The 21078-nt window shown below is 58.6% G+C and carries 21 protein-coding genes; 11 read left to right on the plus strand and 10 right to left on the minus strand.

Translation table 11 applies throughout. The features are described from left to right. Positions 1–49: 49 nt before the first annotated feature. Complete coding sequence (locus GRI43_RS11040) at positions 50–466, minus strand: bactofilin family protein (protein ID WP_202391703.1); 417 nt, start codon at positions 464–466, stop codon at positions 50–52. Positions 467–470: 4 nt separating this feature from the next. Further along, the gene (locus tag GRI43_RS11045) at positions 471–1607 is read right to left on the minus strand and encodes a M23 family metallopeptidase (protein WP_235903734.1); all 1137 of its coding nucleotides are present in this window, start codon (positions 1605–1607) and stop codon (positions 471–473) included. Positions 1608–1928: 321 nt separating this feature from the next. Here GRI43_RS11045 and GRI43_RS11050 point away from each other — a divergent pair, with 321 nt between their 5' ends. The 10 genes from GRI43_RS11050 (at position 1929) to wecC (ending at position 10593) form a co-directional block, all read left to right on the plus strand. Continuing rightward, positions 1929–2609, plus strand: coding sequence for a nicotinate-nucleotide adenylyltransferase (locus GRI43_RS11050; RefSeq protein ID WP_160731163.1), 681 nt, complete (start codon positions 1929–1931; stop codon positions 2607–2609). A gap of 120 nt (positions 2610–2729) precedes the next feature. Continuing rightward, positions 2730–3098 (plus strand): ribosome silencing factor, encoded by a 369-nt coding sequence (gene rsfS, locus GRI43_RS11055; RefSeq protein WP_235903735.1) that lies wholly within the window; start codon positions 2730–2732, stop codon positions 3096–3098. A 72-nt stretch (positions 3099–3170) separates the two neighbouring features. Continuing rightward, positions 3171–3593, plus strand: coding sequence for a 23S rRNA (pseudouridine(1915)-N(3))-methyltransferase RlmH (locus GRI43_RS11060; protein ID WP_160731165.1), 423 nt, complete (start codon positions 3171–3173; stop codon positions 3591–3593). A 5-nt stretch (positions 3594–3598) separates the two neighbouring features. Next, positions 3599–4816 (plus strand): murein hydrolase activator EnvC family protein, encoded by a 1218-nt coding sequence (locus GRI43_RS11065; protein ID WP_235903736.1) that lies wholly within the window; start codon positions 3599–3601, stop codon positions 4814–4816. 91 nt (positions 4817–4907) lie between these two features. Continuing rightward, complete coding sequence (locus tag GRI43_RS11070) at positions 4908–6245, plus strand: S41 family peptidase (protein ID WP_160731167.1); 1338 nt, start codon at positions 4908–4910, stop codon at positions 6243–6245. A 45-nt stretch (positions 6246–6290) separates the two neighbouring features. Then, a complete protein-coding gene (locus tag GRI43_RS11075) occupies positions 6291–6761 on the plus strand; it encodes a disulfide bond formation protein B (RefSeq protein ID WP_160731168.1) in 471 nt (156 codons plus the stop codon). Positions 6762–6792: 31 nt separating this feature from the next. After that, the gene (locus tag GRI43_RS11080; protein WP_160731169.1) at positions 6793–7344 is read left to right on the plus strand and encodes a demethoxyubiquinone hydroxylase family protein; all 552 of its coding nucleotides are present in this window, start codon (positions 6793–6795) and stop codon (positions 7342–7344) included. A gap of 111 nt (positions 7345–7455) precedes the next feature. Continuing rightward, the gene (locus GRI43_RS11085; protein ID WP_160731170.1) at positions 7456–8022 is read left to right on the plus strand and encodes a hypothetical protein; all 567 of its coding nucleotides are present in this window, start codon (positions 7456–7458) and stop codon (positions 8020–8022) included. Positions 8023–8083: 61 nt separating this feature from the next. Then, complete coding sequence (wecB, locus tag GRI43_RS11090; RefSeq protein ID WP_160731171.1) at positions 8084–9208, plus strand: non-hydrolyzing UDP-N-acetylglucosamine 2-epimerase; 1125 nt, start codon at positions 8084–8086, stop codon at positions 9206–9208. Positions 9209–9288: 80 nt separating this feature from the next. After that, complete coding sequence (gene wecC, locus GRI43_RS11095) at positions 9289–10593, plus strand: UDP-N-acetyl-D-mannosamine dehydrogenase (RefSeq protein ID WP_160731172.1); 1305 nt, start codon at positions 9289–9291, stop codon at positions 10591–10593. Positions 10594–10626: 33 nt separating this feature from the next. Here the strand turns inward: wecC and GRI43_RS11100 are convergent, their stop codons facing one another. The 7 genes from GRI43_RS11100 to GRI43_RS11130 form a co-directional block, all read right to left on the minus strand. After that, a complete protein-coding gene (locus tag GRI43_RS11100) occupies positions 10627–11640 on the minus strand; it encodes a GDP-mannose 4,6-dehydratase (RefSeq protein ID WP_160731173.1) in 1014 nt (337 codons plus the stop codon). 25 nt (positions 11641–11665) lie between these two features. After that, a complete protein-coding gene (locus GRI43_RS11105; protein WP_235903737.1) occupies positions 11666–12967 on the minus strand; it encodes a sugar transferase in 1302 nt (433 codons plus the stop codon). A 73-nt stretch (positions 12968–13040) separates the two neighbouring features. After that, positions 13041–13904, minus strand: a complete 864-nt coding sequence (kdsA, locus tag GRI43_RS11110; protein WP_160731174.1) for a 3-deoxy-8-phosphooctulonate synthase — start codon at positions 13902–13904, stop codon at positions 13041–13043. A gap of 159 nt (positions 13905–14063) precedes the next feature. Next, positions 14064–14870, minus strand: coding sequence for a 3-deoxy-manno-octulosonate cytidylyltransferase (locus GRI43_RS11115; protein ID WP_160731175.1), 807 nt, complete (start codon positions 14868–14870; stop codon positions 14064–14066). 47 nt (positions 14871–14917) lie between these two features. Further along, positions 14918–16033 (minus strand): glycosyltransferase family 4 protein, encoded by a 1116-nt coding sequence (locus tag GRI43_RS11120; RefSeq protein WP_160731176.1) that lies wholly within the window; start codon positions 16031–16033, stop codon positions 14918–14920. Positions 16034–16051: 18 nt separating this feature from the next. Further along, positions 16052–17026, minus strand: a complete 975-nt coding sequence (locus tag GRI43_RS11125; protein ID WP_202391704.1) for a KpsF/GutQ family sugar-phosphate isomerase — start codon at positions 17024–17026, stop codon at positions 16052–16054. A 45-nt stretch (positions 17027–17071) separates the two neighbouring features. Further along, positions 17072–17854 (minus strand): FkbM family methyltransferase, encoded by a 783-nt coding sequence (locus GRI43_RS11130; RefSeq protein ID WP_160731177.1) that lies wholly within the window; start codon positions 17852–17854, stop codon positions 17072–17074. Positions 17855–18154: 300 nt separating this feature from the next. Between GRI43_RS11130 and GRI43_RS11135 the strand changes: the two genes are divergently transcribed. Further along, the gene (locus GRI43_RS11135; RefSeq protein WP_160731178.1) at positions 18155–20152 is read left to right on the plus strand and encodes an acyltransferase family protein; all 1998 of its coding nucleotides are present in this window, start codon (positions 18155–18157) and stop codon (positions 20150–20152) included. 49 nt (positions 20153–20201) lie between these two features. Here the strand turns inward: GRI43_RS11135 and GRI43_RS11140 are convergent, their stop codons facing one another. Further along, positions 20202–21065 carry a 2OG-Fe(II) oxygenase gene (locus GRI43_RS11140; protein ID WP_160731179.1) on the minus strand — a complete coding sequence of 288 codons (864 nt, stop codon included), beginning with the start codon at positions 21063–21065 and terminating at the stop codon, positions 20202–20204. Between the last annotated feature and the right edge of the window lie 13 nt (positions 21066–21078).

Raw genomic sequence — 21078 nt, forward strand, 5'->3', positions numbered from 1 at the left:
ACCGGATTTACGTAGCCCGGGCAAAAGGCAGTCGAGCCTGCCGCAGAGCTTAGGTTGCGAGTGTCAGTTTCGGCTCTTCATCGCCGGCAGAGCCTTTGCCGCCGCTCTTGGTTTCCATCGCAGAGATCATTCCGCCGCCCGCTGCATTCTGCGGTGCGAAGCGGCCTTCAACCTGCGCGCCCTGTTCGATCGTCAACGCATTGTAGTGCACATCACCCTTGATCCGCGCGCTTTTCAAGATGACGAGCTCACGCGCTGTGATCGAACCACTGACCGTTCCCGACATGCGTGCACTTTCAGCGGTGATTGCCCCGTCGATGACGCTGTCAGCACCCTGTACGAGGGAGGCACAGGTGATGTCGCCTTCGATGCGCCCGTCGACATGCAGTTCGGTCGATGCGGATACATCACCGGTGATTCTTACGTCGGAACCGATCACTGAAAAGGTGGAGTTGTTGCCAGCCATTGTCTTATCGGTCGCTCTTCTGCTGCGGGGTGCTTCGGGTGCCTGATCGGGCTTCTTTGAGAACATTGGGGGCTTTCTCCAGGAAAGGTCGCGGGTTAACCGCGCGCTCGTTGATGCGCACTTCGAAGTGGAGGTGCGGTCCGGTCGAACGACCGGTGCTGCCGATTGCGCCGATCACATCGCCGGCTTCGACGGTTTGCCCCACCTTGGCAGCGTAGTTCGACATATGGGCATAGCGGGTCATCAGCCCGTTGCCGTGGCTGATTTCTACAGTTTTGCCGTAACCGGATTTGCCGCCGACATAGGTGACACGCCCTTTCGCGGCGGCGTAGATTGGAGCCCCGCGGGGGCCCTTGAAGTCCAGCCCGCTGTGCATCGCGGCGGCGCCGGTGAACGGATCGCGGCGATAGCCATAGCTGGAAGTGACCATTTTAACGTGCGCAGGCGCAACCTGCGGAATGCTGTCGAGGCCGCGCTCAAGTGCGTTCATCCGGGCCAGACTGAGGCCGAGGCGTTCGAAGCGCGGGTCGAGACCGCCGCTCGAACCCGAAGACAGCAATTCCAGCGGACCACCCATTGCCGACGTATCAAGCCGGGCCTGCATGGTCTTGGGATCAAGTCCCAGCTGGCGGATGGCCTGCGCGGCGCGTGCTGCGCGGCGGTCGGCGAATCGGGTCAGCTTTTCCACCAGAGCAAGCTGGCGGGCTTCGATTTTGGCCAGTTCACCGGCTTCCGGGATCAGCGCGCTGACTTTCGATACGGTGTCGTTGGCTTCGCTGGTGGAGTCAGTAACCGTTTCGCCTTCGGACAACTTTACGTCGTTGGGAATGGCGGCAGTGGCTGCTTCGAGAAATTCCTGACGAGCGGCCAGATCGCTGGTCACCTTGGTCAGATCGTCGGCATACTCGGCAACCCGGTCTTCCGCAGTGGCAACCTTCGCTTCGCGTTCAAGCAGAGATACGCGGTCAGCCTCGGCGCGGTATTGAGACCACGCCATGATTGCCATGGAGATGGCCCACACCAGCAAGGCGGACACGGTCGCAGCAGCAGCGATTTTCTGCATGCGCGACGAAATCTTGATGAAGCGGACCTGCCCCTGCGATCGCATGAAAAATTCGCGATCCGGAAACCAGTCAGCCAAACGGGATTTCCATCCGTCGGCAGTAACGTTCTTGTCCAAAGCGACCCCAATACGTGATTTTTTATTGTGCGGCTCGCTAGCATGCGAATCCAAACTGGTCGAATCCGGGTGCCCACCGAAGGGATCAATTGAGCGAGTCCCGCGATGAATTGAATGCGAATTGTGAAATTTTCGACTTCGCGCGGGAACGAATCGATAATTCACGGGTTTGCTGGCGCCTAACATTGTGGTGGCGCAATACCCGAAGAATGCTAATCGACAGTTGATGATTGAAAAACCGGGCAGTCAGGCGCGCTGCGTCATTCGCAGGGCAAGCGTGCGATGAGCAAGGGCCGGAGAATCGGTCTGCTCGGGGGCAGTTTCAATCCAGCCCATGGCGGCCATCGGCGCATTTCCCTGTTTGCCGCAAAGGCACTCGGGCTTGATGAAGTCTGGTGGATGGTATCGCCGGGCAACCCGCTGAAACCGAAGCGCGGGATGGCCCCGCTGACCGCAAGGGTCCGCTCGGCGATGCGGCAGGCCAGGCGCGCCCCGATAAAGGTCACTGCAATCGAACAGCAGCTGGGCACCAGATACACGGCCGACACCCTCGATGCAGTCGTGCGGCGATATTCCAAGAACGAATTCGTATGGCTGATGGGGTCGGACAATCTGGGCCAGTTTCACCGCTGGCGGCAATGGCGAAAAATCGCACGAACAATGCCGATTGCGGTGATTGCCCGCCCGGGCTATGATAGGCAGGCTATCGCGAGCCCCGCGATGGCTTGGCTAGGGAAATATCGTGTTTCCCCGGCGACCTTGTCGAAACGGGGCAGATGGAGCGCACCAGCACTGGTTATATTGCGATTTGATCCCGACCCGCGATCGGCGACGTCAATCCGTCGATCCGACCCGGAATGGTTTTCGCGAATGCCAGATGGACCGCTTCGTGACCAGGTGACCCACCGACCCATTTATCCGACCGAGCCGCAACACGATGCGGGGGCGGCGCAGACAGCATGAAAAGCTGGTCCGCTTGCCTGTCGGAAATTCAAGAATTCAGGAGTATCGCTTACGCCTATGACTCAGGCGCACACACATTTGGCCGAAAATGGCCCATCCGCAAACAATGCCGGAGCTGCAATGACTGAAATCGAAGCTGAACCCGGTTCGGCGCTCGCTGTCGTACTCGAACAACTCGATGACGATCAGGCGCAGGATCTGGTCACTATCCCGCTTGCCGGCAAATCGAGCATCGCCGATCACATGGTTATCGCTTCCGGGCGGTCGACCCGCCAGGTCGCGTCGATGGCGCAAAAGCTGGCCGAACGTATCAAGCGCGAGGGACATGGTCCCGTGCGGCTCGAAGGGCTGCCTGCGGCCGACTGGGTGCTGATCGATGCCGGTGACGTTGTCGTCCATCTGTTCCGTCCGGAAGTGCGCAGCTTCTACAATCTGGAACGTATGTGGGCGTTTGGCGATGCACCGCCGGTTGCCGCCGGTAACGCCTGAGCTAACTTTCTGAGCAGCCAGACCTGACCAGCTGGCTGCAACTGAACTTTCCCCGGAAGGGAGCCAATCGCGATGCAGCTTCATGTCATCGCCCGCGGTAAAATCGGGCGCTCACCCGAGGCGGAACTGGTTTCGCGATACGAAAAACGCATCAACTGGCCAATCAGGCTGACCGAACTGCCTGAAACCGGCGGTAAGGTCGGCGATCCGCAAACTCCGTGCCGCACCGTCTTGCTGGACGAACGCGGGAAGCAGCTTTCGTCTGAAGAATTTGCTGCGCTGCTGGGCAAGTGGCGCGATGAAGGCGTGCGTGAAACGCGGTTTGTTATCGGCGCGGCCGATGGCCATTCTGCAGACGAGAGGCGCGATGCTGATCTGCTGTTCGCTTTCGGCAAGGCAACATGGCCGCATATGATGGCTCGGGCGATGCTGCTGGAACAGCTCTATCGGGCAACCGCGATCCTTGCCGGACACCCGTATCATCGGGCAGGATGACAGGCATGATCCGCAGCCGCATCCCCGTTTTACTGCTGGCCTTGCTGCCGATAGGGGCGGGCATAGCGGCGATTGCTCAGCGAGCCGACATATCAGGCGATTCCGCCGCGACCCGTGCAGCCTTGAACAAGGCGCTGCAGGACGCCCGTGAAGCGGAGGCGCGCGGCAAGAAGCTGGAGGCCGAGGCCGCGCTTGCAACCGAAGCTGCAGAGAAGACCGCCCGCGAGGCGGCTGCCCTTGCTGCCCGCATCCAGCAGGCCGAGGCCGGAATTGCCGCCGCAGAGGCACGGATCGGGCTGATCGATGAACAGCGCCAGCAACTGAACCGGCGGCTGTCTGCCCGCCGGGAGCCACTCGTGCGCCTGACCGGCGCTCTGCAAAAGCTTGCCCGCCGCCCCTTGGCGCTTTCTGCACTCAAACCGGGCAGCGTGCGCGAGACGGTGTATTTGCGCGCCGTGCTTGAGAGTACGATCCCGCAGATCCGGCAGCGGACGGCGGCCCTGCGTGCAGAAATCGATCGCGGTCGCGCCTTGGAAGAAGAAGCGCAGCAGGCCTTGGTCGTTTTGGAGAAAAGCGAATCGGAACTGGCCCAGCGGCGAACCCGGCTGGCTTCGGTCGAGACGCAGCAGCGGCTGGTGTCGCGGCAAACCGGCGGCGAAGCGGACCGTGAGAACGAACGCGCCTTGGCCTTGGCGGAGGAAGCGCGCGATCTTGATGCGCTGGTCGAGCAGCTGGACGAAGCGGGATCGCTGCGCGCAGAGTTGGCGTCGCTATCCGGGCCGATCATGCGGCCTGCGCAGCCCGGTAGTGCGCAGGCGGTCGTCGCTGACCCATCCCCGACGCCAACCGCCAGCAGGCCCAGATCGGGTTTTCAATTGCCGGTAACCGGACGGACCATTGCCGGATTCGGCGAAGCGGGTGAAGGCGGCGTGCGCAATAATGGCATCACCCTTTCTCCCCGCGATGGTGCCCAGATTGTTGCTCCCGCAGAAGGGCGGGTCGCTTTCGCCGGCCCTTACCGCGGGTATGACCGGATCGTGATCCTCGAACATGAAGGCGGATGGACCAGCCTGGTCACAGGTCTCGCCCGGACCGATGTGGCGGTTGGCGATGATCTGGTGGCGGGATCACCTCTGGGCGTGGCAGGAACCGGCTCTCCCGTTGTGACATTGGAGCTTCGCCGCGGCGGTAAGCCGGTGAACCCGTTGGAATATTTGCGCTGACAACATCCCATGATGGGACTGCGGAGAATCCTCATCTGGTGTTCAGGCACCTTGCGCGATAAGTTACGACTGAATCGAAAGGCCAGATTGCATGAAGTTTGCCGCATTAGCTCGTTCCGCCGCTCTGGTGACTGCCGTCGCTCTGATCCCGGCGACTACTGCCGGAATGGCGCAGGTTGATGGCCGCGCCGGGCCCGAGTTCGCCAAACTTTTCGCGACCTATCAGCAAATCAAGGCCAATTACGTCGAGGATGTCGACGACGAAAAGCTGATTCGCGGTGCGATTGACGGAATGCTGGCATCGCTTGATCCGCATTCGGCCTATCTCGACGGGTCTGATCTGGAGCGCCTCACCACCATGATCGACGGCAATTATTCCGGTCTCGGCCTGTCGGTGATCATGGAAGATGGCGCAGTGAAGATCATTTCGCCATTTCGCGGCAGCCCTGCCGAAAAGGCCGGGATCAAGGCTGGCGATTACATCACTCATCTCGATGGCGACCTGATCTATGGCGGCGATCTCGATGAAGCAGTCAGCCGTATGCGCGGGCCAGAGGGGACTTCGATCCGCCTGACTGTGTTCCGCGCAGGACGCGACGAACCATTTGACGTGACCGTGACGCGCGGCGTGATTGAGCTTGAGCCTGTTACGCACAAGCTGGAAAGCGGGAATATCGGCGTGATCACGGTGAACGAATTTTCCCGCGATGTGGGCGCTGACGTGTTCTCCGCCTGGCAAGGTCTGCGTAAGGAGGCGACCGGCCGGATGAACGGCCTAGTGCTTGATTTGCGCTCCAACCCCGGCGGTTCGCTGGACGAAGCCGTGGCGCTTTCAGACCTGTTCCTCGACAAGGGGCGGATTGTCTCGCAGCGCGGCCGCGCCCGCGGTGAGACTTTGCTGTATGATGCGGAAAGCGTGTTCCGCGGCGAGATTGCGCGGGACATCCCGCTGATCGTTCTGATCGACGCCGGATCGGCGTCTGCCTCTGAAATTGTGGCCGGTGCGCTGCAGGATCATCGCCGCGCCGTGATCATGGGAGAGCGTAGCTTCGGCAAGGGCAGTGTGCAAACGCTGCTGCCGTTGACGCGGGATACCGCCCTGAAGCTTACAACGGCGCGCTATTTCACACCTGCGGGCAAATCGGTTCAGGAAGGCGGTATCACGCCAGATATCAAGGTGCCGCAGCTGTCCGATCCCGACCTGGAAAAACGCGCGAAATTCCAGCTGCGCGAATCGGATCTGCGCGGGCATCTGGTCAACGAACTGGAACTCGAGGATGAAGCCCTCGAAACCGACAAGGCGGATGATCCGCGTTTCAAACTGACTGCGGCAGAACTGGAAGCGCAGGGGGTCGAGGATTTTCAGCTGCATTATGCGCTGCAAACGCTTCGCCGTACCTCGCCCAATGCGGTCGCCAGCCGCAAGTAATGCGGGGCGCGAACAAGGCCGACTTATCAAGGACTTCCTGCTGCCATGATTGATACACCTCGCGCCCGTCTGGCCCAGGGATTGGCGCTGGCCATTCCTGCTCTGCTGCTGGGCGGTGCCTATATCTCGCAATATGGCTTTGACCTTTATCCGTGCGAGATGTGCTGGTGGCAGCGCTGGCCGCACTTTGCGGCGCTGGGCCTTGCCCTTTTGTCGACTGTAATTGAACCGCGGAAACTGTGGGTCGCGCTTGCGGCACTGGCGATCATCGCCTCGGGCGCGATCGGCGGATTTCATGCCGGGGTCGAGTACGGCTGGTGGGAAGGCATCACAGGCTGCGCGACAACCGCCGTGGCCGACGGTGCAGACGCTCTCGATGCCATCCTGAACGCACCGATGATCCGCTGCGATACCGCCCCGTGGGACCTTTTCGGCATCAGCTTGGCTGGCTGGAATTTCCTGATTTCGGTTGGCGCGGGACTGACAATTCTGGCATTGTTGATGAAACGGGCCTGATGAAACAGGAAACCAAGCAAGGATCAGTGCGATGAGCGCAGACAGGGCCGGCATTCCGGCCAAGGGACAGGCGAATACGGAACGGATGATCCGCGTCGATCAGGCAGGTGAATTCGGCGCGACCCGTATCTATGCCGGGCAGCTCGCGGTTATGGGCGACCGTCATCCTCTCTCTGCAGAAATAACAGCGATGGCCGCGCAAGAAGACGGCCATCATGAAAAGTTCAACGCACTAATGGCGCGGCGCGGAGTGCGACCGACAATCCTGCACCCGTTCTGGTCCGCCGCCGGTTACGCGCTGGGCGCGGGAACCGCCCTGATCGGGCCTGAAGCTGCAATGGCGTGTACCGCTGCGGTCGAGACCGAGATCGACAAGCATTACTCTGACCAGCTGGACGAGCTGGAGGAGAACAATACCGACCCTGAACTTGCCGCGATGATCGAGGAATTCCGCGAGGATGAACGCGAACATCGTGATGCCGCCTTGGCAGCCGGCGCAGAAAAGGCCCCGGCCTATCCGCTCCTTTCGGGCGCGATTCGCCTTGGATGCCGCGTTGCCATCAAATTGGCTGAGCGGGTCTGAGGCATCGCCGGCTTGCGGGAACGACTTCCCCCGCTGGCACGCTTCATATAGTGTTCACTGCCCGCGGCATTTAATGCTGCGAACGAATTTGCCCAGAACTGGATTATGACGATGAACCGCATTCTTGCCTCCGCCCTTTTCGCCAGTGCTGCTCTTTTTGCAGCCCCCGCTTCCGCGCAGGATGAGGCAGGCGACAAGGTCAACATGGTCGTCGTTTACGGGGATGATGAATGCCCCCCTTCCACTGCGGAGGAAATCACCGTTTGCGCTCGCAAGGCAGAGAGCGAGCGTTTTCGTATTCCTGAAACGCTGCGTGAAAGCGAAAGCGGCGAAAACGTCTCCTGGGCTAGGCGGGTTGAGAAGTTCGAAACCGTTGGCAGCTTCGGCACTTTGTCCTGTTCCCCGGCAGGGGCAGGCGGGATTACCGGCTGCACTCAGAAAATGATCGATGCCGCCTATGGCGAACGCAGTGAAGACGCCGGAATTCGGTTTGGCCAGCTGATCGAAGAAGCCCGCGCTGAACGGCTATCGGAAATTGATGCCGACGCCGCCGCCGAACAGGAGCGGGTCGAGGCGATCGAGCGTGAATATATGGAGCGGCTCGAGCGTGAACGCGCGGCCGAACTGCCTGATGGACAGGAAGAAGCAGAGGCTGAGCCACTGCCCTCTCCGGAATAATTCGGCTCGGAAATTTCCGGCGCATAGGCAGAATTAACCTTCCTGCGTTAAGCCGCGCGGCATGAGCACGCCCATCAAAATCCTCTCCGTCTTCGGCACCCGGCCTGAAGCGATAAAATTCTTTCCGCTGGTTCACGCGTTGAATGCCGATTCGCGGTTCGATTCACGCGTGTGCGTGTCGGGACAACACCGGGGAATGCTCGATCAGGTGCTTCAAATCGCGGGGATCACCCCCGACCACGATCTGGACCTGATGCAGCCTGACCAGACGTTGGATAGCCTGACTGCAAATCTGCTGACCGGCATCGGCCATGTGCTCGATCAGGAAAAACCAGACTGGGTTGTTGTTCAGGGCGATACAGCAACCGCAATGGCGGGCGCGCTGGCGGCGTATTATCGCAAGATCCCCGTCGCCCATGTCGAGGCTGGTTTGCGCAGCGGCAACATCCATCATCCCTGGCCCGAAGAGGTCAATCGCAAGATAGTCGGAAGCTTCGCCGCGCTTCATTTTGCGCCGACCGAAACGGCTGCATCGGCATTGAAGCGTGAGGCTGTCGATCCTGCGGCGATCCATGTGACCGGCAACACGGTTATCGACGCGCTGCACTGGATTACCGGCGAAATCGAACAGAAGCCCGAACTCGCCGCCGGCCTTGCCGATCTGGAGCGGCGTTTCGCAGGGAAGCGGATCATCGGCGTAACCAGCCACCGGCGCGAGAATTTTGGCGGCGGTATGGAAGCGATCGCCGATGCTGTGCGCCGGCTGGCAGAGCGCGGCGACGTCGCGATGATTTTTCCCGTTCACCTCAATCCCAATGTCCGGAAAGTCATGAATGCGCAGCTCGATGGGCTGGACAATGTCGCGCTGATTGAACCGCTGGACTATCCCCATTTTGCCCGGTTGCTGGATATTTGCACTCTGATGCTGACCGACAGCGGCGGTGTTCAGGAGGAGGCTCCCGCGCTTGGCAAACCGGTGCTGGTAATGCGTGAGACTACAGAACGGCCCGAAGGGGTGGAGGCTGGCACGGCGCAGTTGGTCGGGACCGACGCCGATCGCATAGTGGCCGAGGCCAATCGCCTTTTGGACGATCCGGATGCCTATGCGGCGATGTCGCGCGCGCACAACCCGTTTGGCGATGGCCAGGCGGTTGGCCGCATCGTCGAAGCTCTCGCCAAAGGCTAAAACCCGGGCACCTATCGTTACCGGTATGTTTACCCAACTCGCGTAGGGACGCTGCAAATGAAACCAGCAGCGGGATAATCATGCGCGGCGAAGAAAAACCTCAAGTCTGTGTCATCGGTCTAGGATATATCGGTCTGCCGACGGCAGCGATCATAGCGCGGGCGAATTGTCCGGTAACCGGCATCGACGTGTCCGAAAACGTGGTCGAAACGATCAATCGCGGCGAAATCCATATCGAGGAAGTCGATCTGGACGGTCTGGTTCGCGGTGTCGTGCAGCGTGGAATGCTCAAGGCATCGACTGAGATTGCCCCTGCCGATGTATTCGTGATCGCAGTGCCAACCCCGTTCGAGAAGGACGGCAATCACACCCCTGACGTTTCCTATGTCATGTCAGCCGCCACCGAGGTGGCCGGAGTGCTCAAGAAGGGCGACTGTATCATTCTGGAATCGACCTCGCCGGTTGGAACGACAGAGGCGATGCGCGATCTGATTGCCGGGCTGCGTCCCGACTTGAAAATGCCGGGCCTGACGGACGAAATACCCGACATTTCACTCGCCTATTGTCCCGAGCGCGTTCTGCCCGGGAAGATTTTGGAAGAATTGACGCATAACGACCGTTCGATCGGAGGCATCACGCCGCGCTGCGCGCGCAAGGCGCTGGCATTCTACAAACGGTTCGTTCGCGGCACCTGTGTTACCACCGATGCGCGCAGTGCAGAGATGACCAAGCTGGTCGAAAACGCCTATCGCGACGTGAACATCGCCTTTGCCAATGAACTGTCGATGATCTCGGACGAGATGGGCCTCGATGTGTGGGAAGTGATCAAGCTGGCTAACCGCCATCCACGGGTCAATATCCTGCAACCTGGCCCGGGCGTGGGCGGGCACTGCATCGCGGTGGATCCCTATTTCATCATTCACGGCGCGCCGGAACAGTCACCGCTCATCCGCACTGGCCGCGAGGTCAATGACGCCAAGATGCACCACGTTGTCGAGCAGGCGAGCAGGCTGGTGGAAGAGAATCCGGGCGTCCCAGTGGCCTGCCTCGGTCTCGCGTTCAAAGCCAATATCGACGATTTCCGCGAGAGCCCTGCTCGGTTCGTGGCCGCAAATATTGCCCGCCAGTTTGGCGACAGGGTGAAAATCGTGGAGCCCTATGCAGCCGAGCTCCCGCTCGAATTCAGCGGGACCGGGGCAGAACTGGTCGATATCGATTTTGCGCTCGAAAACTGCGGAATTCTGATCGTGCTGGTGGATCATGACATCTTCCGCGTGATCCCGGCTGAGGAACGCTGCAGCGCGCTGGTTTACGACACGCGCGGGATATGGCCCGATGCCTCGATCAAGCCGAGCGGGAAGCCGGGATTGCGTCTTGCCAGCTGAACCGTTTGAGGCAGGGCCGGTTTGGCCCGGCTGTCATACGCCGTAATATTCGCGGTACCAGCTGACGAATTGCCGGATTCCGTCACGGTAATCAGTCTGCGGCTGGTACCCGGTCAGTGATTTCAGCAAATCGGCATTGGCCCAAGTTGCCGGAACATCGCCCTTCTGCATTTCCATGTAGTTTCGCTTCGCCTCGACGCCGCATTGCTTCTCGATTTCGTCGATGAAGTCGGTCAGCTTGACCTTGTCGCTGTTGCCAATGTTGACCACGCGGAACGGTGCAACCGGTGACAGGCTGTCACCCTCGGCAATGTCGTCCTTGCTTTCCGGCCGCTCAGGCACGGCATCGATCAACAGGCGGATACCGCGCACCAGATCGGTGACGAAGGTGAAATCGCGGTACATCTCGCCGTGATTGTAGATATCGATCGGTGTGCCTTCGAGGATACCCTTGGTGAACTTGAACAGCGCCATGTCCGGCCGTCCCCATGGCCCGTAGACGGTAAAGAACCGGAACATGGTGGTCGGCAGGTTCCACAGATGGGCATAGCTGTGCGCCATCGATTCGTTGGCTTTCTTCGTCGCGGCGTAGAACGTCATCGGGGTTTCAACCCGCTCCAGCTCGTCAAACGGCATGTCTTCATTGGCGCCGTAAACGCTGCTGGTGCTGGCCATCAGCAAATGGTCGACACCCAGCTCGCGTGCACATTCCATCACGTTGAAAGTGCCAACGATATTGGCATCGAGATAGGCGCGCGGGTTTTCCAGACTGTAGCGTACGCCCGCCTGCGCAGCGAGATGCACGATCACGTCGGGCTGTTCCGCCAGCATCAATTCGCGCAAGGCATCGAAATCTTCCAGCATCCCGATATGGGCGGAAAAATGCTCGTTCTGGAGCAGCATCTGGTGGCGGCGTTCCTTGATGCGAACGTCGTAATAATCGGTCATTCCGTCGAAACCGACGACCTTGAACCCCTCTTTCAGCAGCAGCTGGGCGAGATGGAAACCGATAAAGCCGGCGGTGCCGGTGATGAAGACCTTGCGCATTGCAGTGATACCCTCTGGATCTTTGTTACTTGGCTCCGAGCCCGCCGAGCACGACGCGGATCGTTTTCAGTGCGATCAGCATATCCAGCCAGTGCGAGATATTTTTCACGTAGTAGAAATCGTAGCGCAGCTTTGCATTCACATCGCCAAGATCGGTTACGTGGCCCTGATTGACCTGTGCCCAGCCAGTCAGGCCTGGCCGAACGATATGGCGATAGGAATAGAACGGGATTTCCTTCTCGTACCACTCGGACAGGCTGATCGCTTCCGGCCTTGGGCCGATCCAGCTCATGTCGCCTTTGAGGATATTCCACGCCTGCGGCAATTCATCCAGGCGTACCTTGCGAAGGAACCGGCCGACCCGGGTAATCCGGTCGTCTTCGTCGCGGGTCATGGAATCCTCGCGCTTCGCCAGCTCGTCTTCTTCGACCTTGCGTTCGCGCATTGTGCGGAACTTCACCATGCGGAACACTTCGCCGCGAAAGCCCATCCGTTCCTGGATGAACAGAACCGAACCCTTTGAATCCAGCCTGATGACTGCGGCGATTGCCAGCATGAGAACCAGCAGCAACGGGCTGAGGACCAGCACCGACACGATATCGACCGCGCGTTTCAGCGCCATGTAGGGCAGGTTTGGGATCAAAGAGCCCAGCGTGTTCTCGCTAAGATGGTCAATCCGCACCTGACCAGTCTCCAGCTCGAGAATTTGGCGGTAATGATAAACCGGGATTCCGCAGAGCGCGGCCTTGGCAAAGAGGCGCTCCCAGTGATCTTCGTGATCGTAATGCAGGTCACCAACCAGCGAACCATGCAGTTCACCCTGTTCGATCATGGCCGTGACTGTTTCAGCGTTGTCTACCAATTGCCGGCCGGGCCGTGGCTTCAGTTCGGACACGCGGCCGCCGGCGACAACATATTGCGGCTTGCTGCCCAGCCGCGTCAAAGCGGTGAGGACATAGCTGGTCACCAGCGTCGCCACGAAACACGAACCGATCAGGGAGATCGTATAGGGTGTCCGGCTGACGAAAATGGCTGCCATGGCAATGGTGAAAGTCAGGAAGTTCACCGGCAACACGTAGGAAAGCCGCCGCGCCTTGGCGTATAGGCGCAGCTTCGCAAGAATGTACCAACTTGCGATACAGGCGATGATGACCGCCGGGACCGAGCTTTGTAAAATTGGCGAGGTCAGGCTTGGCGCGCGCGCGGCAAACCAGATCAGCAGCGGCACGATCACCCCGAACAGAACATAGCAGGCCAGCTGCACGCTCTGGCGGGTAAGCGGATGGCTTTCCCGTACAGCATCCAGTCCTGCATGTTGCATCAACATAGAATGCCCCCCTTCAGGCGAAATCCCTACCTAAACGGCACGGGTGACCCAGACAAGAAAGCCCTGGCGGCGGTTAGCCGTAAGTGGCGAGTTCGTCTTCGAGGAAGGGGCTGCCTTTGACCACCTTGTCGATTTCAACCAGGCTAGTGAGCAGGCGCGAGAGGTAGTCGAGCGGAACTGCGTTCGGGCCATCCGACATTGCATTGGCGGGATCGGGGTGCGTTTCCATAAACAGGCCGGAAATGCCCACAGCGGTCGCTGCACGGGCCAGAACCGGCACGAATTCGCGCTGTCCGCCGGAGCTTTTGCCTTGTCCGCCCGGAAGCTGGACAGAATGTGTTGCATCGAACACCACTGGCCGGCCGGTCTCGCGCATGATGGCAAGGCTGCGCATGTCCGAAACCAGGTTCTGGTATCCGAAGGAAGCGCCGCGTTCGCAAACCATGATGTTGTCCCCGTCATGACCTGCGTCCTTGGACGCGGTGACGGCTTTTTCGACCACATTGACCATGTCGCCGGGCGCCATGAACTGCGCTTTCTTGATGTTGACCGGAATACCGGCGGCAGCGACGGTGGTGATGAAATCGGTCTGCCGGGCAAGGAACGCCGGGGTCTGCATCACGTCGACAACTTGCGATACCGGGGCAACCTGTTCTTTTTCATGCACGTCGGTCAGCACTGGAACGCCGATCTCGCGTTTCACCTTGGCAAGGATTTCCAGCCCTTCATCGAGGCCTGGACCGCGGAAGCTGGTGCCGGAAGTGCGGTTCGCTTTGTCGAACGAGCTCTTGTAGATGAAGTGGATGCCCAGATCGTCGGCAATCTTCTTGATCGCTTCGGATGTGCGCATGGCCATATCTTCGGATTCGATGACGCACGGGCCGGCAATCAGGAAAAATGGCTGATCGAGTCCGATATCTTTGCCGCAGAGTTTCATATTTCAGTGTCCAGTATTGAATGTGTCGGTGTGCGCAGAGCGAAGAGGGGCCGCTAAAGCTCTAAAATGTAAGCCATGTGACTGGCGTCATGTTGGCTTGGCCCTCTAGGCGAAACGCACGAAAAAGAAAATGGTTACCGCTGCTGGGAATTTGCCGAGCTATTCCAGACCCATAATTTCCAGCGATGCCTCGATATGAGGGATGTCGCTGGGATTGTTGAGCTCCCAGATTTCCCATTCGGGCGATTTCACCTCGATCGTGCGGATCGGCACATCCAGATCAAGGAAACGCAGCTGCTCCAGCCCTTCCAGCTGCTCGAGCTGGGATGGCTCGCCAGCGACATATTTGCGCAGCGCCGCCGGGCGATAGGCATACAGCCCGATATGCAGCAGCACCGGCAGATTGTCGTCATCCGCCTTGCTGGCATCGAAATGCGGAATGATCCGTTTGGAGAAATAATGCGCGTTTCCGGCCGATGAAATCGCTCCAAACGTACCGCCCACGATGTTCTTTTTCTCGTCCGCGACCAGCTTGTCATACAGCGCGCGGGTGCAGCGCACGACCGGCGTTGCGACCTCTACCGATGGGTCTGCGCGCATGGCATCGATCAGGCTCTCGACGAAATATTCCGGGATCAGCGGCGCGTCGCCTTGCAAATTGACCACGATCTCCGGTTCTTCGTCCAGCGCGCCAAGCAATGCGGCGCAGCGCTCGGTTCCGTTGCGGCATTCGCTGGAGGTGAAAATTGCCTCGGCACCGAACGCGCGCGCGGCCTCCAGAATTTCATCGCTGTCCGATGCCACCACCACTCGGTCACCCGATGGCACGCGTTTCGCCGCTTCCCAGCTGCGCTCGATCAGCGATTTCGCTTTTCCAGTCGATCCGCGCAATTCGGCAAGCGGTTTGCCCGGATAGCGCTGCGACGCATAGCGGGCGGGAATTACGATCAGGGTGTCGCGGGACATTGCAATGCTTTCGGTGATTTGATGATCCAGCGGCGTCTTTAGGGTCGTCACCCTGCGCCGACAAGTTCGGCCATCGCTGCCTTGTAACGCTCAATCACGATCGACACGTCGTATTCGCGGGCCATTTTTGCCCGGCCCGCATCGCCCATCGCTTGTTTCTGTTCTTGTGGCAGACTTGCAAACGCCGTGCAGGCCCCAGCCAGACTGGCGGCGCTACGCACCTCGCACAGAAGCCCTGACACACCATCGTCGACCACTGCCCGGCAGCCGGGGACATCGGTTGTGATAACAGGGCGGCCCATGGCTGCCGCTTCGATCAGCGAACGCGGCGCTCCTTCGCGGTAGGAAGGCAGGACCACGCAGTGCGCCGCCTCGACATATGGCCGGACGTCATCCGTCGCGCCAAGGTATTCGACCGATCCATCGTCTGTGTAAGGGGTCAGTTCGTCTTGTGAGATTGCCGTGCGGTTTTCCGATCCGAGCGGGCCGAGCAGCTGGAAAATACAATCGGGGTTTTCCTGACGGACACGCCGGGCAGCCTCCAGATATTCGCCCACACCCTTGTCGCGGATCAGCCGCGAAATCATCAGGAACACCGTCTTGCCTTCTGCCGCAGGCAAGGGCGAGGCAGCGAAGCCGTCCAGATCGATACCGGAACCGGGCAGCAGGCGAAGCTGGGCCGGTTTGAGCAGGTTGTTTTGCGTCAGGAAGTCGCGATCATCTTCGTTCTGGACGAACACGGTGGGCAATCGGCCCATTGCATGGCGGTACAGCAGCTTCCCAGCCATGAACATCGGGCGGGAGCCGAGGAAAATCGTACCCAACCCGGTCACGTTCGGAAGGAACGGTATTCCCATGCCGCGTGCTGCCATCGCGCCGAAAATGTTGTTCTTGATCGTATAGCTCAGGACAATATCCGGCTGCAGTGCCTCGAAGTGCCGCCGGAAATGGCCGACCAGACCAAGGTTGTTCAGCACGCCCAAGCCGCGCACATCCATTTCCAGAGGGACGTGTTTCGCACCCAGGCTTTCAAGCCGGGTCACCGTGTCATCGCGCGGGGCCAGGATCGTAACCTCGTGGCCATCTGCAACCAGCGCCTCGACCAGGGGCTTGCGGAAGTTCCAGATGTTCCAGCTGGCGTTGACGGTCAGAACGATATGCATGGCATGCAGCCTGAAATGTCAGGCCGCGCCGGCGCGCAGGCAGTCGTGAATATGGATCAGCCCGACAAAGCTGCCAGCATCATCAAGCACCGGCAGTGCGCTGATGTTGCGGCTGTTCATGATCGCCATGGCTTCGGTCATCAGCATGTCCGGTTCGGCAATTTGCGGGGAGGTGGTGGCAGTCTGGCCCGCATTGCGGTCCATCAAGCCGTCCAGATTGCGGCGCAGGTCACCGTCGGTAATCACGCCGTAAAGCTTTCCCTGACCGTCGACGACGCCTGCAACGCCAAAACCCTTTGCGCTCATTTCGACCAGCACATCGCCCATGGCCAGATCCGCAGCAACCGCAGGCAATTCATCGCCGGTGTGCATCACATCACGGACTCGCACGAACTGAGCGCCCAGTTTTCCGCCGGGATGGAAAACATGAAAGTCTTCCTTGGCGAAACCTTTCATCCGCATCACTGCAACCGCCAGCGCATCGCCCATGGCGAGGGTGCAGGTGGTGGAAGTGGTCGGTGCCATGCCAACGCTGCAAGCCTCAGGCGCGTCGGGCAGCAAAAGTGCCACGGTGCTTTGTCTTGCAAGTGTGCTGTCGGCGTTCTTTGTCATCGCGATGAACGGTATCGCGAAGCGCGTCAGGTAGGCGAGCAATCCGTGCAATTCGGCTGTTTCGCCCGAATTTGAAATCACGATGCACACGTCGTCCTTGGTGATCATTCCCAGATCGCCATGGCTGGCCTCGCTTGGGTGGACGAAGAAAGACGGAGTCCCGGTCGATGCCAGCGTCGCGGCAATCTTGTTTCCGATATGACCGGACTTGCCCATGCCGGAGATGATGACCCGGCCTTGGGTCTCGCACATCAGCCGTGCCGCGTGGGCGAAATCGTCACCAAGGCTGTCTGCCATCTGGGTGAGCGCGTTCACTTCAGTGCGAATGACCTGCGCACCGTGTTCGGCGGCAGCGTTTGAGTTCTGACTCAATTCAGACACGATAATTTCCAATTTGTTCTTTAGTTTGGGCGCCCGGTAGCAGCTTCAGCCGATAAGTGTCAGGCCCATTTTGGCCAACTCTTCATCGCTTTTGCAACTGAACATCCAGTCGCGCCGGAATTTGTCGGCTGTAATGATGTCGCGGCGGGCAAATCCGTCTTCCCGAATATGAAACCATCGATATCCGTGCGACTTGAGCATTTCCATCATTTCCGGGACGCGCTTGGCGCGGCGGAGCACCTCGCAAACCATATCGGGCTTGTATTTCGCGAGGAATTGCTGCGCACCGTCGAACACTTCCATCTCGAAACCTTCGACATCGATTTTCAGCGATACTTCGCCCTCGTGATCCAGATGGAGGTCGTCCAGGCGGCGCATCGGAACCGTCACACCGTGATCGGTGCTCCAGCTGATGTCCACCGAAGATGCCAGCTGCCCGGACGATTGGGCGTAAGGTATCCTGATCTCGCCATTTTCGCCGCCGACAGCAACAAGACGCGGCTCAACCCGTGCGCCCAGATCGTTGTGAAGTACGTTTTCCCACAGAAGAAGGTAGTTTTCACCCACAATTTCATAGGCATAGGCCTGAATTTCCGGATTGGCACGCGCTGCGGCGAGCGCGAACAGGCCTGTGTAAGAACCTATGTCAAGAAAGACAGATGTCTGCCGCGCGAAAGCCAGCGCTGCCTGAAGCGCGAGCCGGTCTTGCCCAGTGTCCAGCTTCCCGCCGCCCCAGTAAACTTCCTGTGCGACATGGCAGCGGTCAGGCCGCGCCAAGACAACTTCGCCGGCGCCGTCCAGATTGAGCTTCGAAAGGGGCTTTGCCACCGGAAGCCGCTTTTTCCAGTCTTCTCCAGGCAACGCCTTGGCAACAGGCAGGGCAAAGGTCCCAACCACAGGGTTGCAAAGGATAGAACGCGCACAAGCCTTCAAAAGCCGCTTTGTCGACATGCGATAGGCTAAACTGAAATCTTGAAGACTGTAAAGCATATTGCGAGCGAGGCGCCTGGCCCACGGCAGCCGTTTAAGCGCGTTGACAGCCTAAGCCAGGCAATTTAGCGGCGGCCATACCTGAGGCTCATATGTGTATTTTCGGAGCTGGTCAGGGAAGAGGGACCTCTCGCATAGATGCAAGCGCCTGCACATCAATCTCACTCGGCCAGCATCGACGGGTTGCGTTCAGTAGCAGTGCTGCCTGTGCTGATCGGTCACGCCTTTCCGAAAATCTTGCCGGGCGGCTTCGTCGGAGTCGACATATTCTTCGTGATATCCGGATTTCTGATCGCCTCGATGATTGCAGACAAATCATTGCGAGACAGTTTCAGCACTACTGATTTTTACAAGCGCAGAATCTTGCGCATAATGCCTGCGCTGGCAATGGTTCTATTCATAACAACCATTTCCGCCTTTATTTTGTTGCCACCATATCAATTGCGCGAATTTGGTCAGGCCCTGTTTGGCTCTTCGATTTTTTCGTCCAACATACTATTCTGGCTGAAGTCGGGATATTTCGACGCTGCCGCCGAAGCCAACCCCTTGGTTCATACGTGGAGCCTGGCGGTGGAAGAACAGTTTTATGTCGTCGCTCCGCTGATGGCCTTTTTGGTCGCAAAGAGTCGCAAGGCGTTTTACGTTGTCCTTGCTTTTGTCGGCTTGGGCTCACTCGCTTTTGCTGAAGCAACCAACAATGTTGTTCCATCAACCTATTTCTTTTTCACTCTGAACCGCATTTTCGAACTTATTGTCGGCTGTCTAGTAGGGTGCGCCTTCCATTCTAGGCAGATGGGTGAACTGACATATCGGGTCGATCGCCTACCAGCCATCGCAAGCAATCTATTGTCGGCTGCAGCCATTGCCGCCTTGTTCTGGTGTTTCTTTACATTCGGTTCCTGGAGCCATCACCCGGGACTGATTACATTGATTCCGGTTTGCGCTACCGGAGTCCTTCTTGCTCTGCATACATCAAATTCAGTCGTTCATAGATTGCTCGCCCTACGGCCATTGGTTTTCGTCGGTCTGATTTCCTACTCGCTCTATTTGGTACATCAGCCATTGCTCGCGCTTGCACGGACTGTCACCTTTGGCGATCCGTCCACTGAATTGCTCTCGGCCTTGCTGATAGTTTCGATCATTTTGGCATACTTGATCTGGCGCTTCGTTGAACAACCATTCCGCAATTATGACCGCTTTAGCTTGAAGCAAACTTTCGCTGGGTGCGCTGCGATCATTGCCATCGGTTCGCTGGCGGGTCTTGCGCTTCATGTTTCCCAAGGTTTGCCGAGCAGATATTCGGAAGAAACCAGGGCACTGGTCAGGCCTGCACCGATTGAGCTGGACCAATTGGATGCGTCCGGACTTCCCCAAGGAAGCCGCCTGGTTCTTTGGGGAGATAGCCACGCAAGAATGCTTTACCCGGCAGCCCAAAAATGGATGAAGCAAACAAAGGGCGAAGTGCGCCTTTTCGACAATGGTGGCTGCCCGCCCATAGTCGGGTTTGACAATGACTGGCGAAACTCAACCGGACCAGTCTGTTCGGAATTCAATCAGGAAGCGTTGAATCGCTTGCTGGAAATGAAACCCGGCCTGCTGGTGGTTCTCGCTTCGCGTTGGCCTAACTATCTTCGTGCGCCTGACGAACTGGACGAATTCGGCCATCCGTGGACATTGGCTAGCCGGAGTATTTTCCCATCTGCGCAGAAAGCATGGCGGGAAGATGCGACCGAGCAGGCAACTGCATCTCTGGGCTCGGTCATCAGCGCCTTGACCCAGGCCGGACATCGGGTGGTTTTGGTGGGGACAGTGCCAAACCAGAAGGTACATGCCGACAATCTTGGTTTTCTTACGAACGGTGAAATTTCAGCCATTTCCGAAATTGCGGTGGCAGAGCGCACGCACAATGCCGCGAGTGCCAAAGCGAATGGTATGCTGACGGACGCGGTCGCTGGTCTGGCCGGCGTAACAGTTATTGATCCTGCCGAACTCTATTGCCGGAATGGCAAGTGTTCATACCTTTACGATGGTAAATTCGCATATGCCGATTCAAACCATCTGAATGAGTGGGGCTCGATTCCTCTCGTTCGCCGGATCCTCGAGCAGTCTGCTCAAAGCAGTGCTTCTGCCCGCTGAGGTGCGGAACCCACTACAATTCAGGAGCGGGTCACTTTGCCGTTATGCGCTATTTGCCTAAGGCTCGGCGAAGTGCACCTTTGATCCTCGCTGCTACTCCGGAAAGCCGACCGTGCATGGTGTCGGTGTCGGAATAATTCACACCCGGAAACCAGCCGGAAATCACTACCAGACGGCGCCAGTGCGGGGTAATTGACCGGGGTGACACGCCGTGCAGCGCGCGGTCATTTGTGAGAAAGAGAATGAGGCGGTTCGGACGGTATTCAATCGTCTTGACCTGTTCTACATCATCTCCGTCGACCGCGACCGGCCAATGGCTCTTTGGCCGCCCGTCTTTCCATTGGAAAATTTCCAGATCCCCACCGGTTGAATCGTCTTCTGGAAGGCGAAAATACAGGAGGCCTACATATGCCTTGCGTACGTGATCGGTATGAGGGCCGCGAACACTGGTGCTTTTCTTAACCGGGGTGTTCACTGCCAAGGTTACGCGCGGTTTAACCTCGTCGAAAGATACAAGCGGGTCAGTGTCTATCTTCTGCGCAAGGCTCGGTCCGTATGGTTCCAGGTTTATCTTGGTCTCGCCATTTTCCTCGCTCGTATATTCTGGAAACAGCGAAAATGCCTGCTCAACAAAGGCCGCGGATTCATTGGCTTCAATGAATTTTCCCCATTCTTCAGACGCCTCTTCGAACGGAAATTCGGTAGCTCCCCAACGGGACAAAAGGTTGTAGCGCTGATTATTCATCGTGCGCCGGTCTTTCGACATCCTGTTAGGATCTGGATAGGACTGCGATAGCCGTTCGAATATATCCTTGGGCAGCACATCATCGATCACGATATGCGGAAACGGTTCGTTCCGAATTTCAGCTTTGTCAGCATTCTGAAGAATATTGTACGACATATTTCCGCTCATTTTGCAGTCAGTC

Origin of the sequence: Pontixanthobacter luteolus (assembly GCF_009828095.1) — a bacterium.
Lineage (GTDB): Bacteria > Pseudomonadota > Alphaproteobacteria > Sphingomonadales > Sphingomonadaceae > Pontixanthobacter > Pontixanthobacter luteolus.

Excerpts from the sequence above, each read along its gene's own strand:
- GRI43_RS11040 (WP_202391703.1), bottom strand. The coding sequence starts at position 466 with ATGGCTGGCAACAACTCCACCTTTTCAGTGATCGGTTCCGACGTAAGA.
- GRI43_RS11050 (WP_160731163.1), top strand. The coding sequence starts at position 1,929 with ATGAGCAAGGGCCGGAGAATCGGTCTGCTCGGGGGCAGTTTCAATCCA.
- rsfS (WP_235903735.1), top strand. The coding sequence starts at position 2,730 with ATGACTGAAATCGAAGCTGAACCCGGTTCGGCGCTCGCTGTCGTACTC.
- GRI43_RS11060 (WP_160731165.1), top strand. The coding sequence starts at position 3,171 with ATGCAGCTTCATGTCATCGCCCGCGGTAAAATCGGGCGCTCACCCGAG.
- GRI43_RS11065 (WP_235903736.1), top strand. The coding sequence starts at position 3,599 with ATGATCCGCAGCCGCATCCCCGTTTTACTGCTGGCCTTGCTGCCGATA.
- GRI43_RS11070 (WP_160731167.1), top strand. The coding sequence starts at position 4,908 with ATGAAGTTTGCCGCATTAGCTCGTTCCGCCGCTCTGGTGACTGCCGTC.
- GRI43_RS11075 (WP_160731168.1), top strand. The coding sequence starts at position 6,291 with ATGATTGATACACCTCGCGCCCGTCTGGCCCAGGGATTGGCGCTGGCC.
- GRI43_RS11080 (WP_160731169.1), top strand. The coding sequence starts at position 6,793 with ATGAGCGCAGACAGGGCCGGCATTCCGGCCAAGGGACAGGCGAATACG.
- GRI43_RS11085 (WP_160731170.1), top strand. The coding sequence starts at position 7,456 with ATGAACCGCATTCTTGCCTCCGCCCTTTTCGCCAGTGCTGCTCTTTTT.
- wecB (WP_160731171.1), top strand. The coding sequence starts at position 8,084 with ATGAGCACGCCCATCAAAATCCTCTCCGTCTTCGGCACCCGGCCTGAA.
- wecC (WP_160731172.1), top strand. The coding sequence starts at position 9,289 with ATGCGCGGCGAAGAAAAACCTCAAGTCTGTGTCATCGGTCTAGGATAT.
- GRI43_RS11100 (WP_160731173.1), bottom strand. The coding sequence starts at position 11,640 with ATGCGCAAGGTCTTCATCACCGGCACCGCCGGCTTTATCGGTTTCCAT.
- GRI43_RS11105 (WP_235903737.1), bottom strand. The coding sequence starts at position 12,967 with ATGTTGATGCAACATGCAGGACTGGATGCTGTACGGGAAAGCCATCCG.
- kdsA (WP_160731174.1), bottom strand. The coding sequence starts at position 13,904 with ATGAAACTCTGCGGCAAAGATATCGGACTCGATCAGCCATTTTTCCTG.
- GRI43_RS11115 (WP_160731175.1), bottom strand. The coding sequence starts at position 14,870 with ATGTCCCGCGACACCCTGATCGTAATTCCCGCCCGCTATGCGTCGCAG.
- GRI43_RS11120 (WP_160731176.1), bottom strand. The coding sequence starts at position 16,033 with ATGCATATCGTTCTGACCGTCAACGCCAGCTGGAACATCTGGAACTTC.
- GRI43_RS11135 (WP_160731178.1), top strand. The coding sequence starts at position 18,155 with ATGCAAGCGCCTGCACATCAATCTCACTCGGCCAGCATCGACGGGTTG.
- GRI43_RS11140 (WP_160731179.1), bottom strand. The coding sequence starts at position 21,065 with ATGAGCGGAAATATGTCGTACAATATTCTTCAGAATGCTGACAAAGCT.